This window comes from Methylobacterium oxalidis, from assembly GCF_007992195.1.
In the GTDB taxonomy this organism is placed as follows: domain Bacteria; phylum Pseudomonadota; class Alphaproteobacteria; order Rhizobiales; family Beijerinckiaceae; genus Methylobacterium; species Methylobacterium oxalidis.
The window spans coordinates 1-20,031 of sequence record NZ_BJZU01000020.1 but is presented as its reverse complement, the minus strand read 5'-3'; the positions used below and the strand labels follow the sequence as shown (position 1 = coordinate 20,031).

The 20,031-nt window shown below is 71.9% G+C and carries 20 protein-coding genes; 12 read left to right on the top strand and 8 right to left on the bottom strand.

All coding sequences use genetic code 11. From position 1 onward, the window contains the following. Window positions 1–8: 8 nt before the first annotated feature. From MOX02_RS06670 to MOX02_RS06660, 3 genes are all read left to right on the top strand, one after another. The gene (locus MOX02_RS06670) at window positions 9–1,184 is read left to right on the top strand and encodes an MFS transporter (RefSeq protein WP_147025029.1); all 1,176 of its coding nucleotides are present in this window, start codon (window positions 9–11) and stop codon (window positions 1,182–1,184) included. 72 nt (window positions 1,185–1,256) lie between these two features. Further along, window positions 1,257–3,416 (top strand): primosomal protein N', encoded by a 2,160-nt coding sequence (locus MOX02_RS06665; RefSeq protein WP_147025028.1) that lies wholly within the window; start codon window positions 1,257–1,259, stop codon window positions 3,414–3,416. Between the two features lie 52 nt (window positions 3,417–3,468). Further along, the gene (locus MOX02_RS06660) at window positions 3,469–3,831 is read left to right on the top strand and encodes a SpoIIAA family protein (protein WP_147025027.1); all 363 of its coding nucleotides are present in this window, start codon (window positions 3,469–3,471) and stop codon (window positions 3,829–3,831) included. A gap of 17 nt (window positions 3,832–3,848) precedes the next feature. Here MOX02_RS06660 and MOX02_RS06655 read toward each other — a convergent pair whose 3' ends face one another. The 5 genes from MOX02_RS06655 to MOX02_RS06635 form a co-directional block, all read right to left on the bottom strand. Further along, a complete protein-coding gene (locus tag MOX02_RS06655) occupies window positions 3,849–4,241 on the bottom strand; it encodes a hypothetical protein (RefSeq protein WP_147025026.1) in 393 nt (130 codons plus the stop codon). 387 nt (window positions 4,242–4,628) lie between these two features. Continuing rightward, window positions 4,629–4,835 (bottom strand): Trm112 family protein, encoded by a 207-nt coding sequence (locus MOX02_RS06650; protein ID WP_147025025.1) that lies wholly within the window; start codon window positions 4,833–4,835, stop codon window positions 4,629–4,631. A 20-nt stretch (window positions 4,836–4,855) separates the two neighbouring features. Beyond that, window positions 4,856–5,524 carry an LON peptidase substrate-binding domain-containing protein gene (locus tag MOX02_RS06645; protein WP_147025024.1) on the bottom strand — a complete coding sequence of 223 codons (669 nt, stop codon included), beginning with the start codon at window positions 5,522–5,524 and terminating at the stop codon, window positions 4,856–4,858. Window positions 5,525–5,549: 25 nt separating this feature from the next. Further along, on the bottom strand, window positions 5,550–6,467 hold the full coding sequence (gene trxA, locus MOX02_RS06640) for a thioredoxin (protein ID WP_147025023.1): 918 nt from the start codon (window positions 6,465–6,467) through the stop codon (window positions 5,550–5,552). 234 nt (window positions 6,468–6,701) lie between these two features. Next, window positions 6,702–7,202 (bottom strand): hypothetical protein, encoded by a 501-nt coding sequence (locus tag MOX02_RS06635; protein WP_147025022.1) that lies wholly within the window; start codon window positions 7,200–7,202, stop codon window positions 6,702–6,704. Window positions 7,203–7,359: 157 nt separating this feature from the next. Here MOX02_RS06635 and MOX02_RS06630 point away from each other — a divergent pair, with 157 nt between their 5' ends. The 3 genes from MOX02_RS06630 to MOX02_RS06620 all read left to right on the top strand — a co-directional run bounded on the left by MOX02_RS06630 (window position 7,360) and on the right by MOX02_RS06620 (window position 11,810). After that, window positions 7,360–9,258: a monovalent cation:proton antiporter-2 (CPA2) family protein gene (locus MOX02_RS06630; protein ID WP_147025021.1), complete on the top strand. Its 1,899-nt coding sequence runs from the start codon at window positions 7,360–7,362 to the stop codon at window positions 9,256–9,258. Then, entirely contained in the window at window positions 9,251–10,720 is a 1,470-nt protein-coding gene (locus MOX02_RS06625) for an MATE family efflux transporter (RefSeq protein ID WP_147025020.1), read from the top strand. Before MOX02_RS06630 ends, MOX02_RS06625 begins: the two co-directional genes overlap by 8 nt. Window positions 10,721–10,880: 160 nt before the next feature. Continuing rightward, window positions 10,881–11,810: a DUF937 domain-containing protein gene (locus tag MOX02_RS06620; protein WP_147025019.1), complete on the top strand. Its 930-nt coding sequence runs from the start codon at window positions 10,881–10,883 to the stop codon at window positions 11,808–11,810. A gap of 6 nt (window positions 11,811–11,816) precedes the next feature. Here MOX02_RS06620 and MOX02_RS06615 read toward each other — a convergent pair whose 3' ends face one another. From MOX02_RS06615 to MOX02_RS06605, 3 genes are all read right to left on the bottom strand, one after another. Further along, window positions 11,817–12,050 carry a Flp family type IVb pilin gene (locus MOX02_RS06615; RefSeq protein WP_147025018.1) on the bottom strand — a complete coding sequence of 78 codons (234 nt, stop codon included), beginning with the start codon at window positions 12,048–12,050 and terminating at the stop codon, window positions 11,817–11,819. A gap of 176 nt (window positions 12,051–12,226) precedes the next feature. Next, a complete protein-coding gene (locus MOX02_RS06610) occupies window positions 12,227–12,469 on the bottom strand; it encodes a DUF3072 domain-containing protein (RefSeq protein WP_147025017.1) in 243 nt (80 codons plus the stop codon). A 91-nt stretch (window positions 12,470–12,560) separates the two neighbouring features. Then, on the bottom strand, window positions 12,561–13,448 hold the full coding sequence (locus MOX02_RS06605) for a branched-chain amino acid aminotransferase (protein WP_147025016.1): 888 nt from the start codon (window positions 13,446–13,448) through the stop codon (window positions 12,561–12,563). Window positions 13,449–13,637: 189 nt separating this feature from the next. Between MOX02_RS06605 and MOX02_RS06600 the strand changes: the two genes are divergently transcribed. The 6 genes from MOX02_RS06600 (at window position 13,638) to MOX02_RS06575 (ending at window position 19,938) form a co-directional block, all read left to right on the top strand. Beyond that, window positions 13,638–14,195, top strand: a complete 558-nt coding sequence (locus MOX02_RS06600) for a MarR family winged helix-turn-helix transcriptional regulator (protein WP_147025015.1) — start codon at window positions 13,638–13,640, stop codon at window positions 14,193–14,195. After that, on the top strand, window positions 14,195–14,914 hold the full coding sequence (locus MOX02_RS06595) for a response regulator (protein ID WP_147025014.1): 720 nt from the start codon (window positions 14,195–14,197) through the stop codon (window positions 14,912–14,914). Before MOX02_RS06600 ends, MOX02_RS06595 begins: the two co-directional genes overlap by 1 nt. Window positions 14,915–14,979: 65 nt before the next feature. Continuing rightward, window positions 14,980–16,323, top strand: coding sequence for an ATP-binding protein (locus MOX02_RS06590; protein WP_238178812.1), 1,344 nt, complete (start codon window positions 14,980–14,982; stop codon window positions 16,321–16,323). Between the two features lie 151 nt (window positions 16,324–16,474). After that, entirely contained in the window at window positions 16,475–18,310 is a 1,836-nt protein-coding gene (locus MOX02_RS06585; RefSeq protein WP_147025012.1) for a PAS domain-containing protein, read from the top strand. Between the two features lie 141 nt (window positions 18,311–18,451). After that, window positions 18,452–18,646 carry a hypothetical protein gene (locus MOX02_RS06580; protein ID WP_147025011.1) on the top strand — a complete coding sequence of 65 codons (195 nt, stop codon included), beginning with the start codon at window positions 18,452–18,454 and terminating at the stop codon, window positions 18,644–18,646. A 110-nt stretch (window positions 18,647–18,756) separates the two neighbouring features. Then, window positions 18,757–19,938, top strand: a complete 1,182-nt coding sequence (locus MOX02_RS06575) for a pyridoxal phosphate-dependent aminotransferase (protein WP_147025010.1) — start codon at window positions 18,757–18,759, stop codon at window positions 19,936–19,938. Window positions 19,939–20,031 lie beyond the last annotated feature (93 nt).

The window sequence follows — 20,031 nt, the reverse complement described above, 5'->3', positions numbered from 1 at the left end:
GGCGCGGGATGCGGCGGCGCGGGCGGGCGCGGGCGGGGACGGGAGGGAGCCTCCCGCGCTTCCTCGCGCTCTACGGGCTGCTCTACGCGGCCTACGGCAGCCTGTCGCCGATCCTGCCGAACTTCCTCGAGTCGCGCGGCCTCTCGGCGCGGGAGATCGCGGCGGTGCTCGCCGGTGCGCTCCTCGTGCGCCTCGTCGCGGGCCCGCTCGCGGGGCGCCTCGCCGACCGGCGCGGGACGGGGCGGGGCATCCTCGCGGCCGCGGCGGCGCTGAGCGGCCTCGCGGCCTTCGCGCACCTGCCCGCCCACGGCTTTCCCGTTCTCCTCGCGGTGGGGCTCGTCTACGCGCTCGCCACCGCGCCCCTGGCGCCGCTCGCCGACGCCCTCGCGCTCCTCGCCGCCCAGGACGGCCGCAGGTTCCAGTACGGCTGGGTCCGCGGGGCGGGGGCGGCCGCCTTCATCGGCGCGGCGAGCCTCGCCGGCTGGCTGATCGGCGGGTCCGGCCTCGGCGCGGCGGTGTCGGCCGGCGGGATCCTGTTCCTCGCCGCTGCCCTGGCGGCCGGGCTCGTGCCGCCCGGAGAGCCCGCCGAGGCCGGCGCGAAGGAGGGCTTGTGGCAGGGCTTCGCGACCCTGCTCCGCAGCGGCCCGTACCGGCGCATCCTGCTGGTGGCCGCCCTCGTCGTCGGCGCGCACGCCATGCATGACGCCTTCACGATGATCCTCTGGCGCGAGGCCGGGATCGGCGCGGGCCTCGCGGGCCTGCTCTGGTCGGAGGCGGTCGCCGCCGAAGTCCTCGTGTTCCTGCTCGTGGGGGCCCCGCTCGTCCGCCGGCTCGGGCCGGGGTCCTGCCTCGCCCTCGCCGCGGCGGCCGGCGCGCTGCGCTGGGCCGTGACCGCCGAGACCGCGGCGCTCCCCGCCATCGCCGGGATCCAAATCCTGCACGGGCTCACCTTCGCGCTCCTGCACCTCGCCTGCCTCGACCTGATCGAGCGGAATGTCGCGCCGGGGCTTCGCGCGACGGCCCTGACGCTCTACGGAAGCCTCGGCGTCGGCCTCGCGACGGCGCTCCTGACCCTCGCCTCGGGCAGCCTCTACGCCACGTTCGGGCAGCGGGCCTTCTGGGCCATGGCGGCCCTGAGCCTCCTCGCCCTCCCGATCAGCCTGAGCTTGCGCGCGCAACGATGAGCGCAGGGACGCGGTTTCGCGGAACGAAAACAGGACATATATAGAACAGATGGCTGACACGCGCCGGGCCTCATGCCGCAGACCGCCGAGATCCTGATTCCGCTCGCCCTCGACACGGCCTACAGCTACGCCGTGCCCGCGGGTCTGAGCCTCGCCGAGGGCGACGTCGTGCAGGTGCCGCTCGGGCCGCGCGAGACGGTGGGCGTCGTCTGGGGGCTCGCCGAGAGCGCCTCCGGCTCGAACCTGCGGCCTGTCACAGGACGCATCGACGTGCCGCCCCTGTCCGAGCCCCTGCGCCGGCTGGTCGACTGGCTCGCCCGCTACACCCTGGCGCCGAAGGGCTCGGCCCTCGCCATGGCGCTCCGCCTGCCGGACGAGGCGGCCGCCCGCGAGAGCCTGCGCGTCGGTGTGCGGGCCACGGGCAGCCCGCCCGCCCGCGCCACAGCCGCCCGCACGAAGGTGATGGCGGTCGCGGCCGACGGCGGCCTGAGGGGCAAGACCGCGCTCGCCAAGGAGGCGGGCGTCTCGCTCAGCGTCGTCGACGGGCTCATCGACGACGGTGCCCTGGAGACGGTGGCGCTGGAGCCAGAGCCCGTGGCGCTGCCGCCCGACCCGGACCATCCCCGCGTGCCGCTCTCGGAGGCGCAGGAGGAGGCCGCCCGCGCGCTGCTCCCGCCGGAGGGTGATCCGGGCGCGACTCTGCTCGAGGGCGTCACGGGCTCGGGCAAGACGGAGGTCTATTTCGAGGGCGTGGCGGCCTGCGTGCGCGCCGGGCGGCAGGCCCTGATCCTGATGCCCGAGATCGCGCTGACCGCGCAGTTCCTCGACCGGTTCGCGGCCCGCTTCGGCGTTCGCCCGGCGGCGTGGCACTCCGGCATCGGCGGCAAGCGTCGGGAGCGCATCCGCGCGGGCGTCGCCTCGGGCGAGATCGCGGTCGTGGTCGGCGCCCGCTCGGCCCTGTTCCTGCCCTTTCCCCGGCTCGGGCTCATCGTCGTCGATGAGGAGCACGAATCGGCCTACAAGCAGGAGGACGGCGTCCACTACCACGCCCGCGACATGGCGGTGGTGCGGGGCAAGCTCGAGGGCTGCCCGGTGGTTCTCGCCTCCGCGACGCCGTCCATCGAGACGCGGGTCAACGCCCAGAAGGGCCGCTACCGTCACGTCGTCCTTCCCGAGCGGTTCGGCGGGCGCCGCCTGCCCGACATCCGCGCGGTCGACATGCGCCTCGACAAGCCTGAGCGCGGCCGCTTCCTGGCGCCGCCGATGGTCGACGCCGTCAAGCACAACCTCGCGGCGGGCGAGCAGTCGCTGCTGTTCCTCAATCGCCGCGGCTACGCGCCGCTGACGCTGTGCCGCGCCTGCGGCCACCGCTACCAGTGCCGCAACTGCTCGACCTGGCTGGTGGAGCACCGCTTCCGCCGGGCCCTCGTCTGCCACCAGTGCGGCTACGCCGAGCGCAAGCCCGAGGCCTGCGTCGAGTGCGGCGCCTTCGACCACCTCACCCCCTGCGGGCCCGGCGTCGAGCGCATCGCCGAGGAGGTGGCCGAGCTCTTCCCGGAGCAGCGCATCGTCGTCCTGTCGAGCGACTTCCCCGGTGGCGCCGAGCGCCTGCGGGCGGAATTGCAGACGGTGGCGGAGGGCGGCTGCGACATCGTCATCGGCACGCAGCTCGTGGCCAAGGGCCACAACTTCCCGCACCTGACCCTCGTGGGCGTGCTCGACGCCGATATCGGCCTGACGACCGGCGATCCGCGGGCGGCCGAGCGCACCTTCCAGCTCCTGCAGCAGGTCACGGGCCGCGCGGGGCGCGGCGAGCGGCCGGGCCGGGCCCTGGTCCAGACCTACCAGCCGGACCACCCGGTGATCGCCGCCCTCCTGTCGGGCGATGCCGAGCGCTTCTACGACGAGGAGATCGCCGCCCGCGAGGCGGCGGGCCTGCCCCCCTTCGGAAGGCTCGCGGCGCTGATCGTCTCGGCGAACGAACGGGAGGCGGCCGAGGCGCACGGGCAGGCTCTCGCGCGGGTCGCCGAGCCGCCGCCGGGCGTGATGGTGCTGGGACCGGCGGAGGCGCCGCTCGCCCTGATCCGCGGGCGCTGGCGCTTCCGGCTGCTCGCCAAGACGGAGCGGGGGATCGACCTGCAGGCGTACCTGCGCGACTGGCTCGCCCGGGGGCCGAAGGTACGCGGCAACGTGAAGGTCGCGATCGACGTCGACCCGCAGAGCTTTTTGTAGGAACCTAGGCGCGCCATCCGTCGTCGTCCGACGGTCGAGGAGGAGCGTGCACGTGCTGAGTTACGAGAAGAAGCCGGATTCCCAGATCGCCGAGATCGTCGTCGACGGGAAGATCAGCGACGAGGAGATGAACGCCGTGATGACGGCGATGCAGGCCGACCTCGACAGGGGCGGCAAGCTCAAGCTCCTGGAAGACATCCGCAGCTTCCAGGGCATGGAGCCGGCGGCCTTCTTCAAGGACCCGCGCTTCGGCCTGTCGATGATGAAGGGCGTCAGCCACGTCGCCCTCGTGACGGACGCGACCTGGCTGAGGGCCCTGGCCGAGACGTTCAGCTTCGTGTCGCCGGCGCAGATCAAGGTGTTCGAGCGCAACCGGATGGACGAGGCGCGGAGCTGGCTCGCCGCGGCGGCCTGAGCCGCTCCGCTCCGGCCTCACTCGGCCTGGGCCACCTGCGCGCCGTGGCGGCGGGCGGTCCAGCGGCCCGAGCACAGGGCCGAGACCTTCCAGGTCCCGCCGCCGGAGCGGGCCTGGAGGCGACCCGAGACGGCGCCGCTCGCGGTGCCGTTCGAGACGCTGAGGCCGACGGTGCCGTCCGGACCGACGCGCCCGCTCATCCGGGCCGAGCCGGCAGCGGAGACGAGGCGGACCTGCCCCTCCTGCACCGCGACGGCGTAGCTGTATCGGCTGTCGCAGAGGCCGCTCTCTGTGACGAGCTCCACCGACCAGGTGCCGTTGAAGTTGCCGCCATCCGCCGCGCGCGTCGAGGTGAGGGCCGGCGCGCAGAGGCCGGCGCTGAGCGCGAGGATCGTGGCAAGCTTCGACATGGAACCCCCTGAGGACGACGTTTCGGGCAACAATCGGTGCGTGGCCTGACCCGCTGAGGCGGGTCGCCATCTCGGTTTTGGGCGAATTGCCCGACGCGATGTGAATGAAACCCGAATATTGACCGGAAAAGGCGAGAATATGACGCGCCGTGCGTCACGACACGCGAAGATCTGTCCGCGCCGGAGCTTGGCGGTGCGCGGAACGATCCGGCCTCTGCACTGTCGGGAGGTATGGGCTTGTTCTGCGAGGAGGTCGTGAGCGTTCCGAAACGGCCACGCTCGGCCCGATCCTGCTTGATGGGCCCTCTGGTCGCGGGCGCGCGTCACGCGCGCCCGGGATCCGGTAGGCCAGGTCGACGCGTCTTCCGCGACCCGGCCCCACCCCGGTCAGTCGGTGAGGGGGCGCGCCTCTTCCGGCAGCATGATCGGAATGCCGTCGCGGATCGGGTAGGCGAGCTTGGCCGAGCGGCTGATCAGCTCCTGGCGGGCGCTGTCGTACTCCAGCGTGCCCTTGGTCAGCGGGCAGACCAGGATCTCGAGGAGCTTCGGGTCGACCCGGGTCGCCTCGACGGGGGGGGAGAAATCGTCGGCCATGGTGCGCGTCTCGCCTCAGGTCACTGCAGGGTGGGCTCGGAGCCCGATCCGCGCACCAACTCCATTTCGGTGACCGCGATCAAGACCTCCGCCCGCGTCTTCAGGTCGGACGCCTCCAGCATGGCCTGCTTCTCGCGCACGCCGAAGGGGCTCATCATGCACAGGGCGTTGACGAGGGCCTCGTTCGGCGCCTCGTCGATCCCCGCCCAGTCGACCTTCAGGTCGTTCGATTCGACGAAATCCCGCAGGGCCTTCAGCACGCCCTCGCGGTCCACCGCCTCCTCGCCGGCCCGCGCCTCGAAATCGGCGGTGAAGTCGTCGTAGGACACTTGGCAGCGCCGGTAGGCGGTGGTGGTGGCGAGCTCGCTCTCGACCCGGAACCGGCTGATGCCGGTGAGCGAGATCAGGTAGCGGCCGTCGCCGGTCTCGGCGAACTGCGTCACCCGGCCGGCGCAGCCGACGCGGTAGAGGCGCGGCGCCATCGGCGAGCCGCCGCCCTCCGCATCCGGCTGGATCATGCCGATGATCCGGTCGGTTCGCAGAGCGTCGTCCACCATGGCGAGGTAGCGGGGCTCGAAGATGTTGAGGGGCATCTGCCCCCGCGGCAGCAGTAGGGCGCCCGGGAGGGGGAAGACCGGGATCACGGCGGGGCAATCCGCCGGGCCCTTGTAGCCCGCATGCGTGCTCATGGCATCTCCCCCGCCCCGCCGGGCATCAGGCGAACAGCAGCGTCGAGAGCTTGCGCCGTCCGCGGATCGCGGCCGGATCCATCGGACCCCAGGCCTCGAAGAACTGGAGGAGCTGCTTGCGGGCCCCGTCGTCGTTCCAAGTCCGGTCCCGGCGCACGATCTCGACCAGATGGTCGGCGGCCTGCGCCCTCTCGCCCCGGGCGTTGAGCCCCAGCGCGAGGTCGAAGCGGGCCTGATGGTCGTCCGCGTTCGCCTCGACCTGCCTCTGCAGCCCGGCGAGGTCGCCGAGCGAGGCGGCCTGCTCGGCGAGCTCCACCGCGGCGCGGATGCCGGCGAGCGCCGGGTCGTTCGCCTTGGCCTCGGGCACCATGGCGAGGACCTGCTTGGCGTTCTCGAGCTCACCGGCGTCGAGCTGGATCTTGGCGAGGCCGGCGAGCGCCGCGACGTTGTCGGGCTCCTGGCCGAGCACGGCCGCGTAGAGCTCCGAGGCGCCCGCGAGGTCGCCCTCGGCGAGGGCGGTCTCGGCCTCCGCCATCAGCTCATCGATCTGCGTCGGGCCGGAGGGGCCGGCGAGCCGCTCGATGAAGGTCTTGATCTGGCTCTCGGGCACCGCGCCCATGAAGCCGTCGACGGGCTGGCCGCGCTGGAAGGCGATCACCGCCGGGATCGACTGGATGCCGAGCTGCCCGGCGATCGAGGGGTGCTCGTCGATGTTCATCTTGGCGAGCACCACCTTGCCGCCCGCGGCCTTCACGGCCTTCTCCAGCACGGGGGTGAGCTGCTTGCAGGGGCCGCACCAGGGCGCCCAGAAATCCACGAGGACCGGGCGGTTCATCGACTCGGCGATGACGTCCTGGCGGAAGCTCGCGGTGGTCGTGTCCCTGATCAGGTCGGCGGATCCGTCGCCCGCGGGGGCGCCGGTCAGGGGAACGTCGTTCAGCATCTTGTCCTCGCGGCAACGGCCGATGGTGGAGGCGGGCTGTCCGCGCGATCCCGGCTCGATCGCGCCCGTGGCGAGTCGGCGTCGTGAGATCGCTCTGTCGTCACGCGGATCGCGGCCACCCCGCTACGAGAGCACCCATTAGGAGAATTCGCGACGGTTTACATGGGGCCGGCGCGCAGCCCTGACCACCCCGTCCCGCTCGGTCCTGTTCCGCTTGAGGCCGCGCCGTCCGCCTCAGGGCTTGGGAGCGCCGTCCGGCGCCTTGGCATCGGTGACGAAGGTGCCGGCGTAAGCCTTGCCGCCGGCCTCCGCCTCGCAGGTGATGGCGGTCTTGCCGGGGCTCGGCGTCGCGAAGCGGCAGGCACCGACCGCCGGCGTCGGCGTCTGCACCACGCCCTCGGGGCCGGACTTGCCCGGGCTGACGAGGTTGATCGGCTGGAGCGGGTCGCTCTCCTCCGTCCGCTCCTGCTGGGCGCCGGTGCCGCTGAAGGTCAGGTTCTGGCCCTCGCTCGACGCGAAGCCGAAGCTCGTCCGACTGCGGGCGACGGTGTTCATCAGCGTGCCGCGGCAGGAGGCGCTGAGATCCTGCCCCGCGATCACCAGGCGCTCGCAGGTGCCCGTGAGGGTCAGGGCGGTCTGGGCTCGCGCGGCCGGGGCGGCCGTCACGGCCGCGGCGGCGAGAAGGGCGAGGAGCGGCGTGCGGGTCGTCATGCGGGTCCTGGTGCGGATCGTCATGGCGCCACATCTATGGCCGCCCCGGGTCCCCGTCGAGGGCCGAGGGCGGCGGACCGTGCCGTGAGGAAACTCACGCGGGCAAGCTCGCACCGGGCGGCGGCGCAGTCTAAGAACGGTTCGCCCCGCCGCTCCCCTCGAAGGACGACCGACCGGCCCCATGGCGAGCCCGACGGAACATGCGAGCTTTCTCCCCCCGGTCCTGACCTTCCTGTCGGCCGCGGTGATCGGCGTGCCGGTCTTCCGGCTGATCGGGCAGAGCGCGGTACTCGGCTATCTCGTGGCCGGCGTGCTGATCGGCCCATTCGGCTTCTCGCTGATCGCCGAGCCCGAGACCGCGGCGAGCGTCGCCGAGATCGGGGTGGTGCTGCTCCTCTTCATCGTGGGCCTGGAGTTGCACCTCTCGCAGCTCGTCTCGATGCGGCGGGACATCTTCGGGCTGGGCACGGCCCAGCTCCTCGTCTGCGCCGCGGCGCTCGGGGGCGCGGGCCTCCTGTTCGGCCTCGCGCCGGCAGCGGCGACCGTGGTCGGGATCGCGCTCGCCCTGTCGGCGACCGCGGTGGCGCTGCAGCTTCTCGAGGAGCGCGGCGACCTCGGTACGCCCTACGGCGGCCGCGCCTTCGCGGTGCTGCTGTTCCAGGATCTCTCGGTGGTGGCGATCCTCGCCCTGATGCCGCTCCTCGCCTCCGCGGGCGGCGGGGGAGGCGACGGCTTCTGGTTCGGCGAGGCGGTGCAATCGACCGGCAAGGCGCTCGCCGCGATCCTCGCCGTGGTCCTCGTCGGTCGCTACGGCCTCAACCCGTTCTTCCGCCTGCTCGCCGCGAGCGGCGCCCGCGAGGTGATGACGGCGGCCGCGCTCCTCGTCGTGCTCGGGACCGCCCTCCTGATGCAGGAGGTCGGCCTGTCGATGGCGATGGGCGCGTTCCTGGCCGGAATCCTGCTCGCCGAGTCGAACTTCCGGCACCAGCTGGAGGCCGATATCGAGCCCTTCCGCGGCATGCTGCTCGGCCTGTTCTTCATGAGCGTCGGCATGTCGATCGACGGCGGCCTCGTGAAGAGCCTGTGGCCGATCCTGTTCGGGGCGACGGCGGGCGCGATCCTGCTCAAGGTCGCGCTGGTGGTGGGGCTCTTCCGGCTGTTCGGCTCGCCGTGGCTCGACGCGGTGCGGGGCGCCGCGATCCTGGCGCCGGCGGGCGAGTTCGCCTTCGTGCTCCTGCCTGTGGCGGGCGGGCTTGGGCTGATCGACGCCAACGCGACGCGCTTCGCCGTGGCGCTCGCCGCGCTCACCATGCTGATCGGCCCTGTCGCCGCCAAGGGGCTCGACGCGGTGCTGGCCCGCCGGCCGTCGGCGGCCGAGGAGCAGGCGCCGGACGTCGTCGAGAGCACGGAGGCGCGTGTGCTGCTGATCGGCTTCGGCCGCTTCGGGCAGATCCTGACGCAGGTCCTGCTCGCCGAGGGGATCAGCGTCACGGTCATCGACAAGGACGTGGAGCAGATCCGCTCGGCCTCCCGCTTCGGCTTCCGGATCTACTACGGCGACGGTACCCGCCTCGACGTGCTGCGGGCGGCCGGGATCGGCCGGGTCGAGCTCGTCTGCGTCTGCATCGACGACCCGGAGGCGGCGCTGAAGATCGTCGACATCGTGCACGAGGAATTCGAGAGCGTGCGCACCTACGTGCGGGCCTACGACCGCACCCACGCGGTCGAGCTGATGAACCGCGACGTGGACTTCCAGCTCCGCGAGACCTCGGAATCGGCCCTGGCCTTCGGCCGCGCCACCCTCGAGGCCCTCGGCCTGTCGGCCGAGTCGGCCGCGCGCCGAACGGACGAGGTGCGCAAGCGCGACGTCGCCCGCCTCGTGCTGCAGCAGGCGGGCGCCCTGCCGGACGGGTCGGGCTGGATGCGCGGCCTGCCGGGCGAGCTGAAGCCCGAGCCGCTCACGGCGCCGCAGCGCCCGGCCAGGGCGCTCAACGCCGAGACCCGCGACATCATCGGCCACGAGCGCCGGGAGGCGGCCCACCGCGCCCTCGAGACCCAGGACGCACGCCCGGATGCCTGAGGAGCCCGTCCGGCGCGGCGAGGAGGCGCTGTCCCCGCGCGAGGGCGCGCGCTTCGTCGAGGGCTCGATCCTGCGCCACGTCATCGTGATGAGCGGCACCGGCTCGATCGGCCTGATGGCGATCTTCGTGGTCGACCTCCTGTCGCTCCTCTACGTCTCGAAGCTCGGCGACCCGCGCCTGACCGCGGCGGTCGGCTTCGCCACGATCGTCCAGTTCTTCGCGGTCTCGATCAACATCGGCCTGATGATCGCGGCGGGCGCCCTCGTCTCGCGGGCGATCGGGGCCGGCGACGACGCGCTGGCGCGCCGGCTCGCCACCTCGGCCACCCTGCACGGGCTCGTCGTCTCGGCCGTCCTCGTCCTCGTGATGCTTCCGCTGCTCGACCCGCTCCTGCGCGCCATCGGGGCCGACGCCGAGACCCTGCCGGTGGCCGAGCGCTTCCTCTGGATCGCGCTGCCTTCGAACGTGCTGATGGCGCCGGGCATGATGTTCTCCGGCCTGCTCCGGGCGGTCGGGGCGGCGCGGCAGGCCATGTACGTCACCCTCGGCGGTGGCCTCGTCACGGCGGGGCTCGACCCGCTCCTCATCTTCGGGGCCGGCCTCGGCGTCGACGGGGCGGCGCTCGCCACCTGCGCGGCCCGCGCCACCTTCGCGCTGATCGGCTGGCAGGGCGTGCGGGACCACCGCATGCTCTCCCGGCCGCACCTGTCCGAGGTGCTCTCGGACGCGCCCGTGATGCTGCGGATCGCACTGCCGGCGGTGCTGACGAACCTCGCCCCCTCGGTCGCGAGCGCCTTCGTCGCCCATGCGCTGGCCCGGTTCGGCGCCGAAGCGGTCGCGGGCAACGCCGTGATCGACCGGCTGACCCCCGTGGCCTTCGGCGGGCTCTTCGCGATGTCGGGCTCGATCGGCCCGATCCTCGGCCAGAACTGGGGGGCGGGCCGGTTCGACCGGATGCGCGGCGTCCTGCGCACGGGCGCCTACGTGACGGCGGCCTACGTCTTCGTCGTCTGGGGGGCGCTCATCGCCGCGCGCGATCCGCTGCTCGCCCTGTTCGAGCTTCACGGCAGCGCGGGCGGCCTGTTCGCCTTCTTCTGCCTCGTCAGCGGCGCGGTCTGGTTCTTCAACGGCCTCCTGTTCCTGTCGAACGCCTCGTTCAACAATCTCGGCTTCCCCTTCCTGTCGACGGCGCTGAACTGGGGCCGGGCGACGATCGGGACGATGCCGCCCGCCCTCGCCGGAGCCGCGCTCTACGGGCCGCGGGGCGTCATCGCCGGGGTCGGCGCCGGCTCGCTCCTGTTCGGCACCCTCGGGATCGTGCTCGCCTTTCGCACGGTGACGCGGCTGGAGCGTCGCGCCCTCGCCCTGCGGGCCGCGAACCCGCCGCCGGCCGCCGAACTCCAGGCTGACGCCGAGGCCTCGCTCGCCGCGGGCCCGGCGCAGGGCGGCGCGCTCGTCTGAGCGCGGATCGAGCCGCAATCCACGGCCGATTGCCCGCCCTGCGCCGGCAAAAGGCCGCGGGCGCTGGTCAGTTGGCGGCGGATGGGACACATTTCATGCTTGGGACTGGTGCGTGCACGCGGGTTTCCACCCCGTGCGCCCGATGATGAGGCCGCCGGCCATGTTCAATCCGATCGACATGCTTCAGGGCCAGAGCGCCGGAATGCAGGGGCTCGCTCAGCAGTTCGGCCTGACGACGGACCAGACCCGCCGGGCCATGGAAGCGCTCCTCCCTGCCTTCACGATCGGCCTGCAGCGCAGCGCCGCGACCGATCCGGTCGGTTTCGGGCAGCTCTTCGGCCTGCCGGCTGCCGCGGCCAAGCCGCCCGCCGCGCAGGCGCCCGAGCTGATGCTCGGCCAGCTCTTCGGCTCGCCGCTGCTCGCCCAGGCGGTCATCCAGCAGGCATCCGCCGCGAGCGGCGTCGGCTCGCAGGTGGTGCGCCAGATGCTGCCGCTGATGGCCGGCATGGTGGTGGCCAGCATCGTGCACATGATGTTGAACCAGGGCACGCAGCCCCAGCAGCCGCCTCCGAGCGCCGAGCCCGCGAACCCCTACCTCGCCGTCAACACCTTCTGGGCCGACATGCTGAAGGCGTTCACGTCTCCCCAGCAGGCGCCGGCCGCTCCCGCCGCGCCTCCTCCGCCCCCGAGCCCGCCGCCCGTGGAGGCGGCGCCGGAGCCCGTCAAGGCGCCCTCCAAGCCCCCCGGGAAGGGCGGTGCCGAGGCGCAGCCCATGGAGATGTTCAACAAGATGCTTCAGTCCGGCGCCGAGGTTCAGCAGCAGAACGTCAAGGCGATGCAGGACATCTTCGACGCGTTCTGGGCCGACCCGAAGGACAAGGCCGGCGGCAAGTCGACGCCCGCGCCCGAGGCGCCCGCCGCGGCGCGCGCGCCTGTCAGGACGGGTCTGTCGAAGTCGCCGGCGCCCAAGCCCGCGCCGGCGAGGTCCGCCGCCGTGAAGGCTGCCGCGAAGCCTGCCGCATCCGAGCCGGCCGCCCCGCGGAGCGCGCCCAGGGCGGCGCGCAGACCCGGCACGCCGAAGCCGCGCTGAGGCGCCTCAGTTCATGACGGAACCGATCGTCGTGCCGAGCATGTCGTACACGCCGCCGAGCTTCGTCGCGTAGAGCCTGTAGGAGCCGACCGAAGCGAGGAAGACGAGGCCGGCGATCATCGCGTACTCGATGGCCGTGGCGCCCCGGCGATCCGGACCGAACCGGCTGACGAGACCACTCAGACGCGGGAGGCAAGCGCGGCCGGTGGGGCAACCCTCCTGTTCAGCCGTCTTCGCCATGGACTTCGCCCTCGGCCGCGCAACGCGGCGCGGGACAATTTACGGTACGTCCGTTGCGGAGGCTTTAAGGGGATCGGGAAACCGGGCGTGTCGCAGGCGCGAATCGAGCCGAGAACCGGCCGGCTCCGGGACGATCGTGGTCGCGGAACGCCCGTTGCGATCTCGACCCGGTGCCCTCAGCCCTCCTTGCCCGATTCCTTGCGCAGGGCGTCGATCCGCTTCGAGGCCTCGGCCTTGTCGAGGTCGGGGTCGAACGCCCCGGGCTCCTTGGCCTCCTCGGAGAGGGTCTTGAGGTAGGAGGCCTGCGCGCCGGTCATCGGCTCGCCACCCGTCGTCCACTGGTCGGGATCCTTGATCTGGTTGGAGACGTCCTTCGGATCGGTCTTGGGGTTGGTCGGCGCGGACTGAGCCTTGCTCATGACAGAACCTTTCGTTCTCGAAATGTTCTCTTCAACGCAAGGCGTTCCGATCGGTTCCGGCGGGCTTGCCGCCCGCCGGACCGCCGCAGGCTCAGGCCGCGTTGGCCCTGGGCTGCACCTCGGCGAGGTAGTCGTCCATGAGGGTCTTGGTCATCGCCCCCGGCGTGAACCGGTAGGGTCCGATTTCGGCGACCGGGGTCACCTCGGCGGCCGAGCCGGTGATGAAGCACTCCGAGAAGCCCTCCATCTCCTCGGGCCGGATACGGCGCTCCACCACCTCGAAGCCGCGGCGGCGGGCGAGCTCGACCACCGTCTGGCGGGTGAGCCCGTCGAGGAAGCGGTCGGCCTTCGGCGTGTGGATCACCCCGTCGCGGATGAAGAACACGTTGGCGCCGGTGCACTCGGCCACGTTGTCCTCCCAGTCGAGCATCAGGGCGTCGGCGTAGCCCTTGTTCTCGGCCCGGTGCTTCGAGATCGTGCAGATCATGTAGAGGCCCGCCGCCTTGGAGGTCGAGGGCGCGGTGCGCGGGTCCGGGCGGCGGTAATCCGCGATGTCGAGGCGGATGCCCTTCATCTTGGTGGCGGGGTCGAAGTAGCTCGGCCATTCCCAGGCCGCGATGGCGAGGTGGATGGTGTTCTGCTGGGCGGCGACGCCCATCATCTCCGAGCCGCGCCAGGCCACCGGCCGCAGGTAGGCGTCCGTCAGGCCGCTCGTCTTCAGCACGAGCTGCTTGGCCGCCTCGATCTCGGCGACGCTGTAGGGGATCTCGAAATCGAGGAGCTGGGCCGAGCGGCGCAGCCGCTCCGAGTGCTCCAGGCTCTTGAAGATGCGCCCGCCATAGGCGCGCTCGCCCTCGAACACGGCCGATCCGTAGTGGAGACCGTGGGTGAGTACGTGGATCTTGGCCTCCCGCCACGGCACCATGGCGCCATCGAACCAGATGGTGCCCTCGCGCTCGTCGAACGGGATCACGGACATGGCGGGTACTTCCTTCTCGCGCGGCCGCATCCGCTTCGCGTCGCGGGATCGATCGGGTCGGGCTAAGGCCGGCGGGCGGGCGCCGGGGAGCGCGCACGTCATGCCGGAAGGCTTGACGGGTATCAACCGGGCTGAGATATGTCAACAACACTGACTTATATCGGGACAGACCGCGACGTGACACGCGCCATGACGAGGCAGGAGGCCGACACGGCGGAGGTGGTGGAGCCTCCGGTGACCGAGTGCGCCGACCGGCAGGGCAGCGCCAGCGACGACCTGATCGAGCTCCTGTTCTTCGCCTACCGGGACTTCGTCGGCGACCCGGACCGGATCCTCGCCGAGTACGGCTTCGGCCGGGCGCACCACCGCGTGCTCCACTTCGTCGACCGCTATCCCGGTCTCACGATCGCCGAACTTCTCGATATCCTGCGGATCACCAAGCAGAGCCTGAACCGGGTGCTCAAGGATTTGATCGAGCAGGGCTACATCGAGCAGAAGACCGGCACGAGCGACCGGCGCCAGAGGCTCCTCTTCTGCAGCCGCGCCGGTGCCGACCTCGCCGCCGATCTCACCCGCGTGCAGGTTCGGCGGGTCGCGCGCGCGCTCGCCGACCCCGTGGAGGCCGGCGAGGCGCTGCCCTCGGGAGCCTCCACCTCCGCCCACAGCTTCCTCCTCTCCATGATCGAGCCCGACGAGCGCGCCGCCGTGCGCCGCCTGATGGCCCGCCGCACCAAGGGGGCCGCCTGATGAGCGCCCCGGCGACCGGCCCGCGCTGCGAGCTGTCGGATCAGGCTCCCCACGTCCTCGTCGTCGACGACGACCGGCGCGTGCGCGAGCTGCTCTCCCGCTACCTGTTCGAGCAGGGCTTCCGGGTGACGGCGGCGGCGAACGCCGCCGAGGCCCGGGCCAAGGCGCAGAGCCTCGTCTTCGACGCGCTGGTCCTCGACGTGATGATGCCGGGCGAGAGCGGCTTCGACTACGCCCGCAAGGTCCGCGAGACCTCCCGGGTGCCGATCCTGATGCTCACCGCCCGCTCGAACACCAACGACCGGGTGACGGGCCTCGAGATCGGCGCCGACGATTACCTGCCCAAGCCCTTCGAGCCGCGCGAGCTGATCCTGCGGCTCAACAACATCATCAACCGGAGCGCCGGGCCGCGCCGGGACACGGGCGGCGACACCGTCACCTTCGGGCCGTTCTCCTACCGGATCGACCGGGGCGAGCTGCGCCGGGAGGACGAGATGATCCGCATCACCGAGCGCGAGCGCGAGATCCTGACGATCCTCGCCGCGGCGGGGGGCGCCAACGTCGAGCGCGAGACTCTGGCCGGGAACGGCGGCGCTGCGGCCGAGCGCACCATCGACGTCCAGATCAACCGCCTCCGCCGCAAGACGGAGGTCGATCCGGGCAACCCAACCTTCCTCCAGACGGTCCGCGGCGTCGGCTACCGCCTGGCCGTCGACTGAGCGCCGCCGTGAACGCGCAGGATCCCCACCTCGCGCGCACGGCACGGCAGGCGCCCGGGGCCGGCGTGCCGGGGCCGCGCACCCTCTGGAAACGGCTCTCTCGCGCCATCGGCGACGCCCTGCCGAAGGGCCTCTACGCGCGCTCGCTGATCATCATCATCGCCCCCGTGGTGCTGCTGCAGTCGGTGATCGCCTATACCTTCATGGAGCGGCACTGGCAGCTCGTGACGAAGCGGCTCTCCTCCGCCGTCACCGCCGACATCTCCGCCCTCATCGACATCTACGAGAGCTACCCGCAGACCCGCGACGCCGAGACCCTGACCCGGATCGCGAGCGAGCGCCTGAGCCTCGACCTCGACATCCTCAAGGGCGCCAAGCTGCCGCCGGCCGGGCCGCGCCCCTTCTTCTCGATCCTCGACGAGGCCCTCTCGGACGAGATCAAGCGCCAGATCGGCCGTCCCTTCTGGATCGACACGGTGGGGCGCTCGAACCTCATCGAGATCCGGGTCGCCATCCCCGACGGGGTGATGCGGATCATGGCGCGCCGCAGCCAGGCCTACGCCTCGAACTCGCACATCTTCCTCGTCTGGATGATCGGCTCGTCGATGGTGCTGCTCGGCGTCGCGATCCTGTTCCTGCGCAACCAGATCAAGCCGATCCTGCGGCTCGCCGCCGTGGCCGAGGGGTTCGGCAAGGGCCGCGACATCGAGTTCCGCCCCCGTGGCGCCCGCGAGGTGCGGGCCGCCGGCCACGCCTTCATCGAGATGAAGCGGCGCATCGAGCGGGCGATGGAGCAGCGCACGGCGATGCTCAACGGCGTCAGCCACGACCTGCGCACCATCATCACGCGCTTCAAGCTCTCGCTCGCGCTCGTGGAGCAGACGCCGGAGGTCGAGGACCTGTCCCGCGACGTCGACGAGATGAGCCGGATGCTGGAGGGCTACCTCGCCTTCGCGCGGGGCGATTCCGCCGAGCCCGCCGCAGCCACAGACATGCGGGCGCTGCTGGAGGACCTGCGCACCGACGTCGAGCGTCTCGGCGCGCATGTGGCCGCGGTGGATCTCGCCGGCTCGCCCGTCCTCACGGTGCGGCCGGACGCCCTGCGGCGCTGCCTGTTCAACCTCGCGTCGAATGCCGCCCGCTACGGCGAGACGGTGGCGATCTCGGCCCGCGAGGAGAACCGGGCCTTCCTCGTCTCGATCGACGACGACGGCCCTGGCATCCCGCCGGAGAGCCGCGAGGAGGTGTTCAAGCCCTTCGTGCGCCTCGACGACGCGCGGCAGGACGCGGGCGGCTCCGGCCTCGGCCTCGCCATCGCCCGGGACATCGCTCGGGCGCATGGCGGCGACGTCTCCCTCCAGGACAGCCCGCTTGGCGGCCTGCGCGCCACGGTCCGCATCCCCGCGTAGTTCGGCGGCGAACTGACCGCTTGTCCGTGAGGTTCCGCATGCTAAACACCGGGCGTTACCGCTGACCGCAACAAGGGTGGCGGCCGGGATCCCGGTGGTCCCGAACCGAGATTGATCGAGGACCGACCCTCGTCCCGTGTGCGGTGTGGAAATGTTGCCGAGTGCGCAGCCGGATCAGCCCATCGACTTCGCGCTGATCTTCGCGCACTCCCCCAATCCTTACGTCCTGCTCGATCCCGACTTCGTCCTCGTCGACATGAACGGGGCGTACCTGCGCGTCACCATGCGCCAGCGCTCCGCCCTCGTGGGGCGCAACATATTCGAGGCCTTTCCGAGCGACGGCGGGGCCGAGATCCTGCGCGCCTCCCTGGAGCGGGTGCTCGAGAGCCGGCAGGTCGATCACCTCCCGCTCATCCGCTACGACATCGCGCGGCCGCAGGGCGGGTACGAGGAGCGGTACTGGAGCGCCACCCACACGCCGCTCCTGGACGACGCGGGCGCCGTCGCCTTCATCCTGCAGCACACGGTGGACGTGACCGAGCTGCACCGCCTGCGCAGCCAAGCGCGCCGCGAGCCGACGGGGACCGCCGCCCGGATCGAGACGGACGTGCTCCACCGGGCCGAGGCCGTCTCCCACACCAACCGGCTCATCGATGCCGAGCGGCTGCGCCTGCGCGCCCTGTTCGAGCAGACGCCGGGCTTCATGGCCGTGCTGACCGGCCCCGCCCACGTCTTCGAACTCGTGAACGCGGCCTATCTCGATCTCGTCGGCCCGCGCGAACTCGTGGGCCGCAACGTGCGCGAGGCCTTCCCGGATCTGGAGAACCAGGGCTTCGTCGAGCTGCTCGACGAGGTCTATGCCAGCGGCCGCCCCTTCATCGGCCACGCCGTGCCCGTGCGCCTCCTCCGGGGACGCGCGCAGGAGCCCGCGCTCGTCCATCTCGACTTCATCTACCAGCCGATCACCGGCCCGTCCGGCGCCGTCACCGGCATCTTCGTGCAGGGTCACGACGTCAGCGAGCGCATGCGCGCCGAGGAGGCGCTCGCCGCCTCGCACGCGCAGATGCGCGAGATCCTGGAGAGCATCTCGGAGGCGTTCTACGCCATCGACGCGCAGGACCGCTTCACCTACGTCAACCGCAGGGCCGAGGAGCTCTGGGGCCGCCCCCGCGACGGGTTGATCGGGCAGGTGATCTGGAGCGTGTTCGACCGCTCGCCCGACAGCGAGATCCGCCGGGCGCACGTGCGCGCCGCGCTGCTCCGGAGCGTGCAGCGCCTCGAGTACTTCTCGGAAGCTCTCGGCGGCTGGGTCGAGACGAGCATCTATCCGGGCCCGGCGGGCCTGTCGGTCTTCTTCCGCGACATCACCGAGCGGCACCGCAACGAGGAGCGGCGCCAGCTCATGGTCAACGAGCTGAACCACCGGGTGAAGAACTCGCTGGCCGTCGTCCAGGGCATCGCCAGCCAGACCCTGCGCACCGCCCGCGACCTCGACCAGGCCCGCGGCGACCTCACCGCCCGCCTCGTGGCCCTCGCCCGCGCCCACGACCTCCTGACCAGCGAGAGCTGGGAAGGGGCCGACCTCGCCGAGGTGGTGCGCGCCACCCTGGAGAGCGGGCTCGGCGTTCAGGGACGCCAGGTCGAGATGGACGGCCCCTCGCTTCGCCTCACGCCGAACGCCGCCCTCTCGCTGGCGCTGGCGCTGCACGAGCTCGCCACCAACGCCATCAAGTACGGCGCGCTCTCGGCGGAGGAGGGGCGCGTCACGGTGTCCTGGACGATCGAGCCCGCTGACGATCCGGCCTCCGTCGAGCGGCGCCTCACCCTGTGCTGGACGGAGCGCGGCGGACCTCCCGTTCGGGCGCCCGGCCGCCGCGGCTTCGGCTCCCGCCTCCTCGAGCGCGGCCTTGCGGCGGAGCTCCACGGGCGGGTCGATCTCAGCTTCGAGCCCGGCGGCGTCGCCTGCCGCATCGAGGCGCTGGTCTGAGGCCCGGCCGCCTTCGTCCGTCCCGAAAATTCTCGGGCTCGGGGTGTCCCATCCGCGGCTTGGCGGTGCTATGCACGGTCGCCTTTTCCTCGTATGGACGCCACGGCCGCACCGCGGCCCCGTTCAAGACGTGAGTGACCGATGAACAGCCCCCTGACGCCGCTCTTCATTCTCGTACTGCTGCCGATCGCCGCCATCGGCCTCGTGCTCTTCACGGACACGGGTATCGAGCCGGCGCTGTTCTACGCCTCGGTCAAGACCTTCGTGATCCTCGGCATCATCGGCGCCGCGCTCTCCTACGCGGCGAGCCGGCTCGCCGACCGCGCGAACGGCTGAGAAGCCGCGGCCGACGCTCCTGCGGCCGGCCACCCGCGCACGATTCTTGAATGGCCGGGGCGGCGGGGGCCGCCCGGCCTGACGGGACGGCATCGACGGGAGGCGCCTCCATGGTCACCATCGTTCCGGCTTTCGGACGCCTCGGTGAGGAGAACGCCTTTGCGGTCCTGGCCCGCGCCGGACAGCTCGCGGCGGTCGGTCGCGACATCGTCAATCTCGGCATCGGCCAGCCCGACATGCCGACGCCGCCCCACATCGTCGAGGCCGGGGTCAAGGCCCTGCGCGACGGGCATCACGGCTACACGCCGGCGGTCGGCATCCTGCCGCTGCGCGAGGCCGTGGCCCGCGACGTCCACCGCCGCCACGGCGTCGAGGTCTCGCCCGACAGCGTGATGATCGTGCCGGGCGGCAAGGTCACCATGTTCATGGCGATCCTGATGTTCGGCGAGCCCGGCGCCGAGATCCTCTATCCGGACCCGGGCTTCCCGATCTACCGCTCGATGATCGAGTTCACCGGCGCCACGCCGGTTCCGGTGCCGATCCGCGAGGCGAATGGCTTCGCCTTCTCCGCCGAGGAGACGCTCGGCCTCATCACCGCGCGCACGCGCCTCCTCATCCTCAACTCGCCGGCCAACCCGACGGGCGGCGTCACGCCGAAGGCGGAGATCGACGCGCTGGTGGCGGGGCTCGCCACGCACCCGGACGTCGCGGTCCTGTCGGACGAGATCTACGGCACGATGACCTACGACGGGGCGGCGCACCACTCGCTCCTGCGCTATCCCGAGATCCGCGAGCGCCTGATCTATCTCGATGGCGCCTCGAAGACCTACGCGATGACGGGCTGGCGTCTCGGCTGGTCGGTCTGGCCGAAGCCGCTCTACGACGCGGCCCGCAAGCTCGCCGTGAACGCCCATTCCTGCGTCAACGCGGCGACGCAGTGGGCGGGGATCGCGGCGCTCGACGGCCCGCAGGATTGCGTGGCCGAGATGGTCGCGGAGTTCGACCGGCGGCGCGGGCTGGTGGTGGAGGGGCTCAACGCGCTGCCCGACGTCTCCTGCATCACGCCGAAGGGCGCCTTCTACGCCTTCCCGAACGTCGAGCGGACGGGCTGGAAAGCGAAGGCGCTGGCCTCGGCGCTCCTCGAGGAGGCCGGCGTCGCGACGATCGGCGGGCCCGATTTCGGCGTCCACGGCGAGGTCTACATCCGCCTGTCCTACGCGAACTCCCCCGAGAACATCCTGCGGGCGCTGGAGCGGATGGGAACGTTCCTGGCGGCGCGCCCGAACGGCTGAGGCGTGGAGGGCGCCGGACCTCTTCGGTTCGGGCCACCGTGTCCGCACATCCGCAGCTTCGCCGGATGCGGCCCCCACCTCTCCCGTTCGGGA

What these genes read in the sequence shown, in the direction of transcription:
- MOX02_RS06670 (WP_147025029.1), top strand. Translation starts at nt 9, where the DNA reads ATGCGGCGGCGCGGGCGGGCGCGGGCGGGGACGGGAGGGAGCCTCCCG.
- MOX02_RS06665 (WP_147025028.1), top strand. Translation starts at nt 1,257, where the DNA reads ATGCCGCAGACCGCCGAGATCCTGATTCCGCTCGCCCTCGACACGGCC.
- MOX02_RS06655 (WP_147025026.1), bottom strand. Translation starts at nt 4,241, where the DNA reads ATGTCGAAGCTTGCCACGATCCTCGCGCTCAGCGCCGGCCTCTGCGCG.
- MOX02_RS06650 (WP_147025025.1), bottom strand. Translation starts at nt 4,835, where the DNA reads ATGGCCGACGATTTCTCCCCCCCCGTCGAGGCGACCCGGGTCGACCCG.
- MOX02_RS06645 (WP_147025024.1), bottom strand. Translation starts at nt 5,524, where the DNA reads ATGAGCACGCATGCGGGCTACAAGGGCCCGGCGGATTGCCCCGCCGTG.
- trxA (WP_147025023.1), bottom strand. Translation starts at nt 6,467, where the DNA reads ATGCTGAACGACGTTCCCCTGACCGGCGCCCCCGCGGGCGACGGATCC.
- MOX02_RS06635 (WP_147025022.1), bottom strand. Translation starts at nt 7,202, where the DNA reads ATGACGATCCGCACCAGGACCCGCATGACGACCCGCACGCCGCTCCTC.
- MOX02_RS06630 (WP_147025021.1), top strand. Translation starts at nt 7,360, where the DNA reads ATGGCGAGCCCGACGGAACATGCGAGCTTTCTCCCCCCGGTCCTGACC.
- MOX02_RS06625 (WP_147025020.1), top strand. Translation starts at nt 9,251, where the DNA reads ATGCCTGAGGAGCCCGTCCGGCGCGGCGAGGAGGCGCTGTCCCCGCGC.
- MOX02_RS06620 (WP_147025019.1), top strand. Translation starts at nt 10,881, where the DNA reads ATGTTCAATCCGATCGACATGCTTCAGGGCCAGAGCGCCGGAATGCAG.
- MOX02_RS06615 (WP_147025018.1), bottom strand. Translation starts at nt 12,050, where the DNA reads ATGGCGAAGACGGCTGAACAGGAGGGTTGCCCCACCGGCCGCGCTTGC.
- MOX02_RS06610 (WP_147025017.1), bottom strand. Translation starts at nt 12,469, where the DNA reads ATGAGCAAGGCTCAGTCCGCGCCGACCAACCCCAAGACCGATCCGAAG.
- MOX02_RS06605 (WP_147025016.1), bottom strand. Translation starts at nt 13,448, where the DNA reads ATGTCCGTGATCCCGTTCGACGAGCGCGAGGGCACCATCTGGTTCGAT.
- MOX02_RS06600 (WP_147025015.1), top strand. Translation starts at nt 13,638, where the DNA reads ATGACGAGGCAGGAGGCCGACACGGCGGAGGTGGTGGAGCCTCCGGTG.
- MOX02_RS06595 (WP_147025014.1), top strand. Translation starts at nt 14,195, where the DNA reads ATGAGCGCCCCGGCGACCGGCCCGCGCTGCGAGCTGTCGGATCAGGCT.
- MOX02_RS06585 (WP_147025012.1), top strand. Translation starts at nt 16,475, where the DNA reads ATGTTGCCGAGTGCGCAGCCGGATCAGCCCATCGACTTCGCGCTGATC.
- MOX02_RS06580 (WP_147025011.1), top strand. Translation starts at nt 18,452, where the DNA reads ATGAACAGCCCCCTGACGCCGCTCTTCATTCTCGTACTGCTGCCGATC.
- MOX02_RS06575 (WP_147025010.1), top strand. Translation starts at nt 18,757, where the DNA reads ATGGTCACCATCGTTCCGGCTTTCGGACGCCTCGGTGAGGAGAACGCC.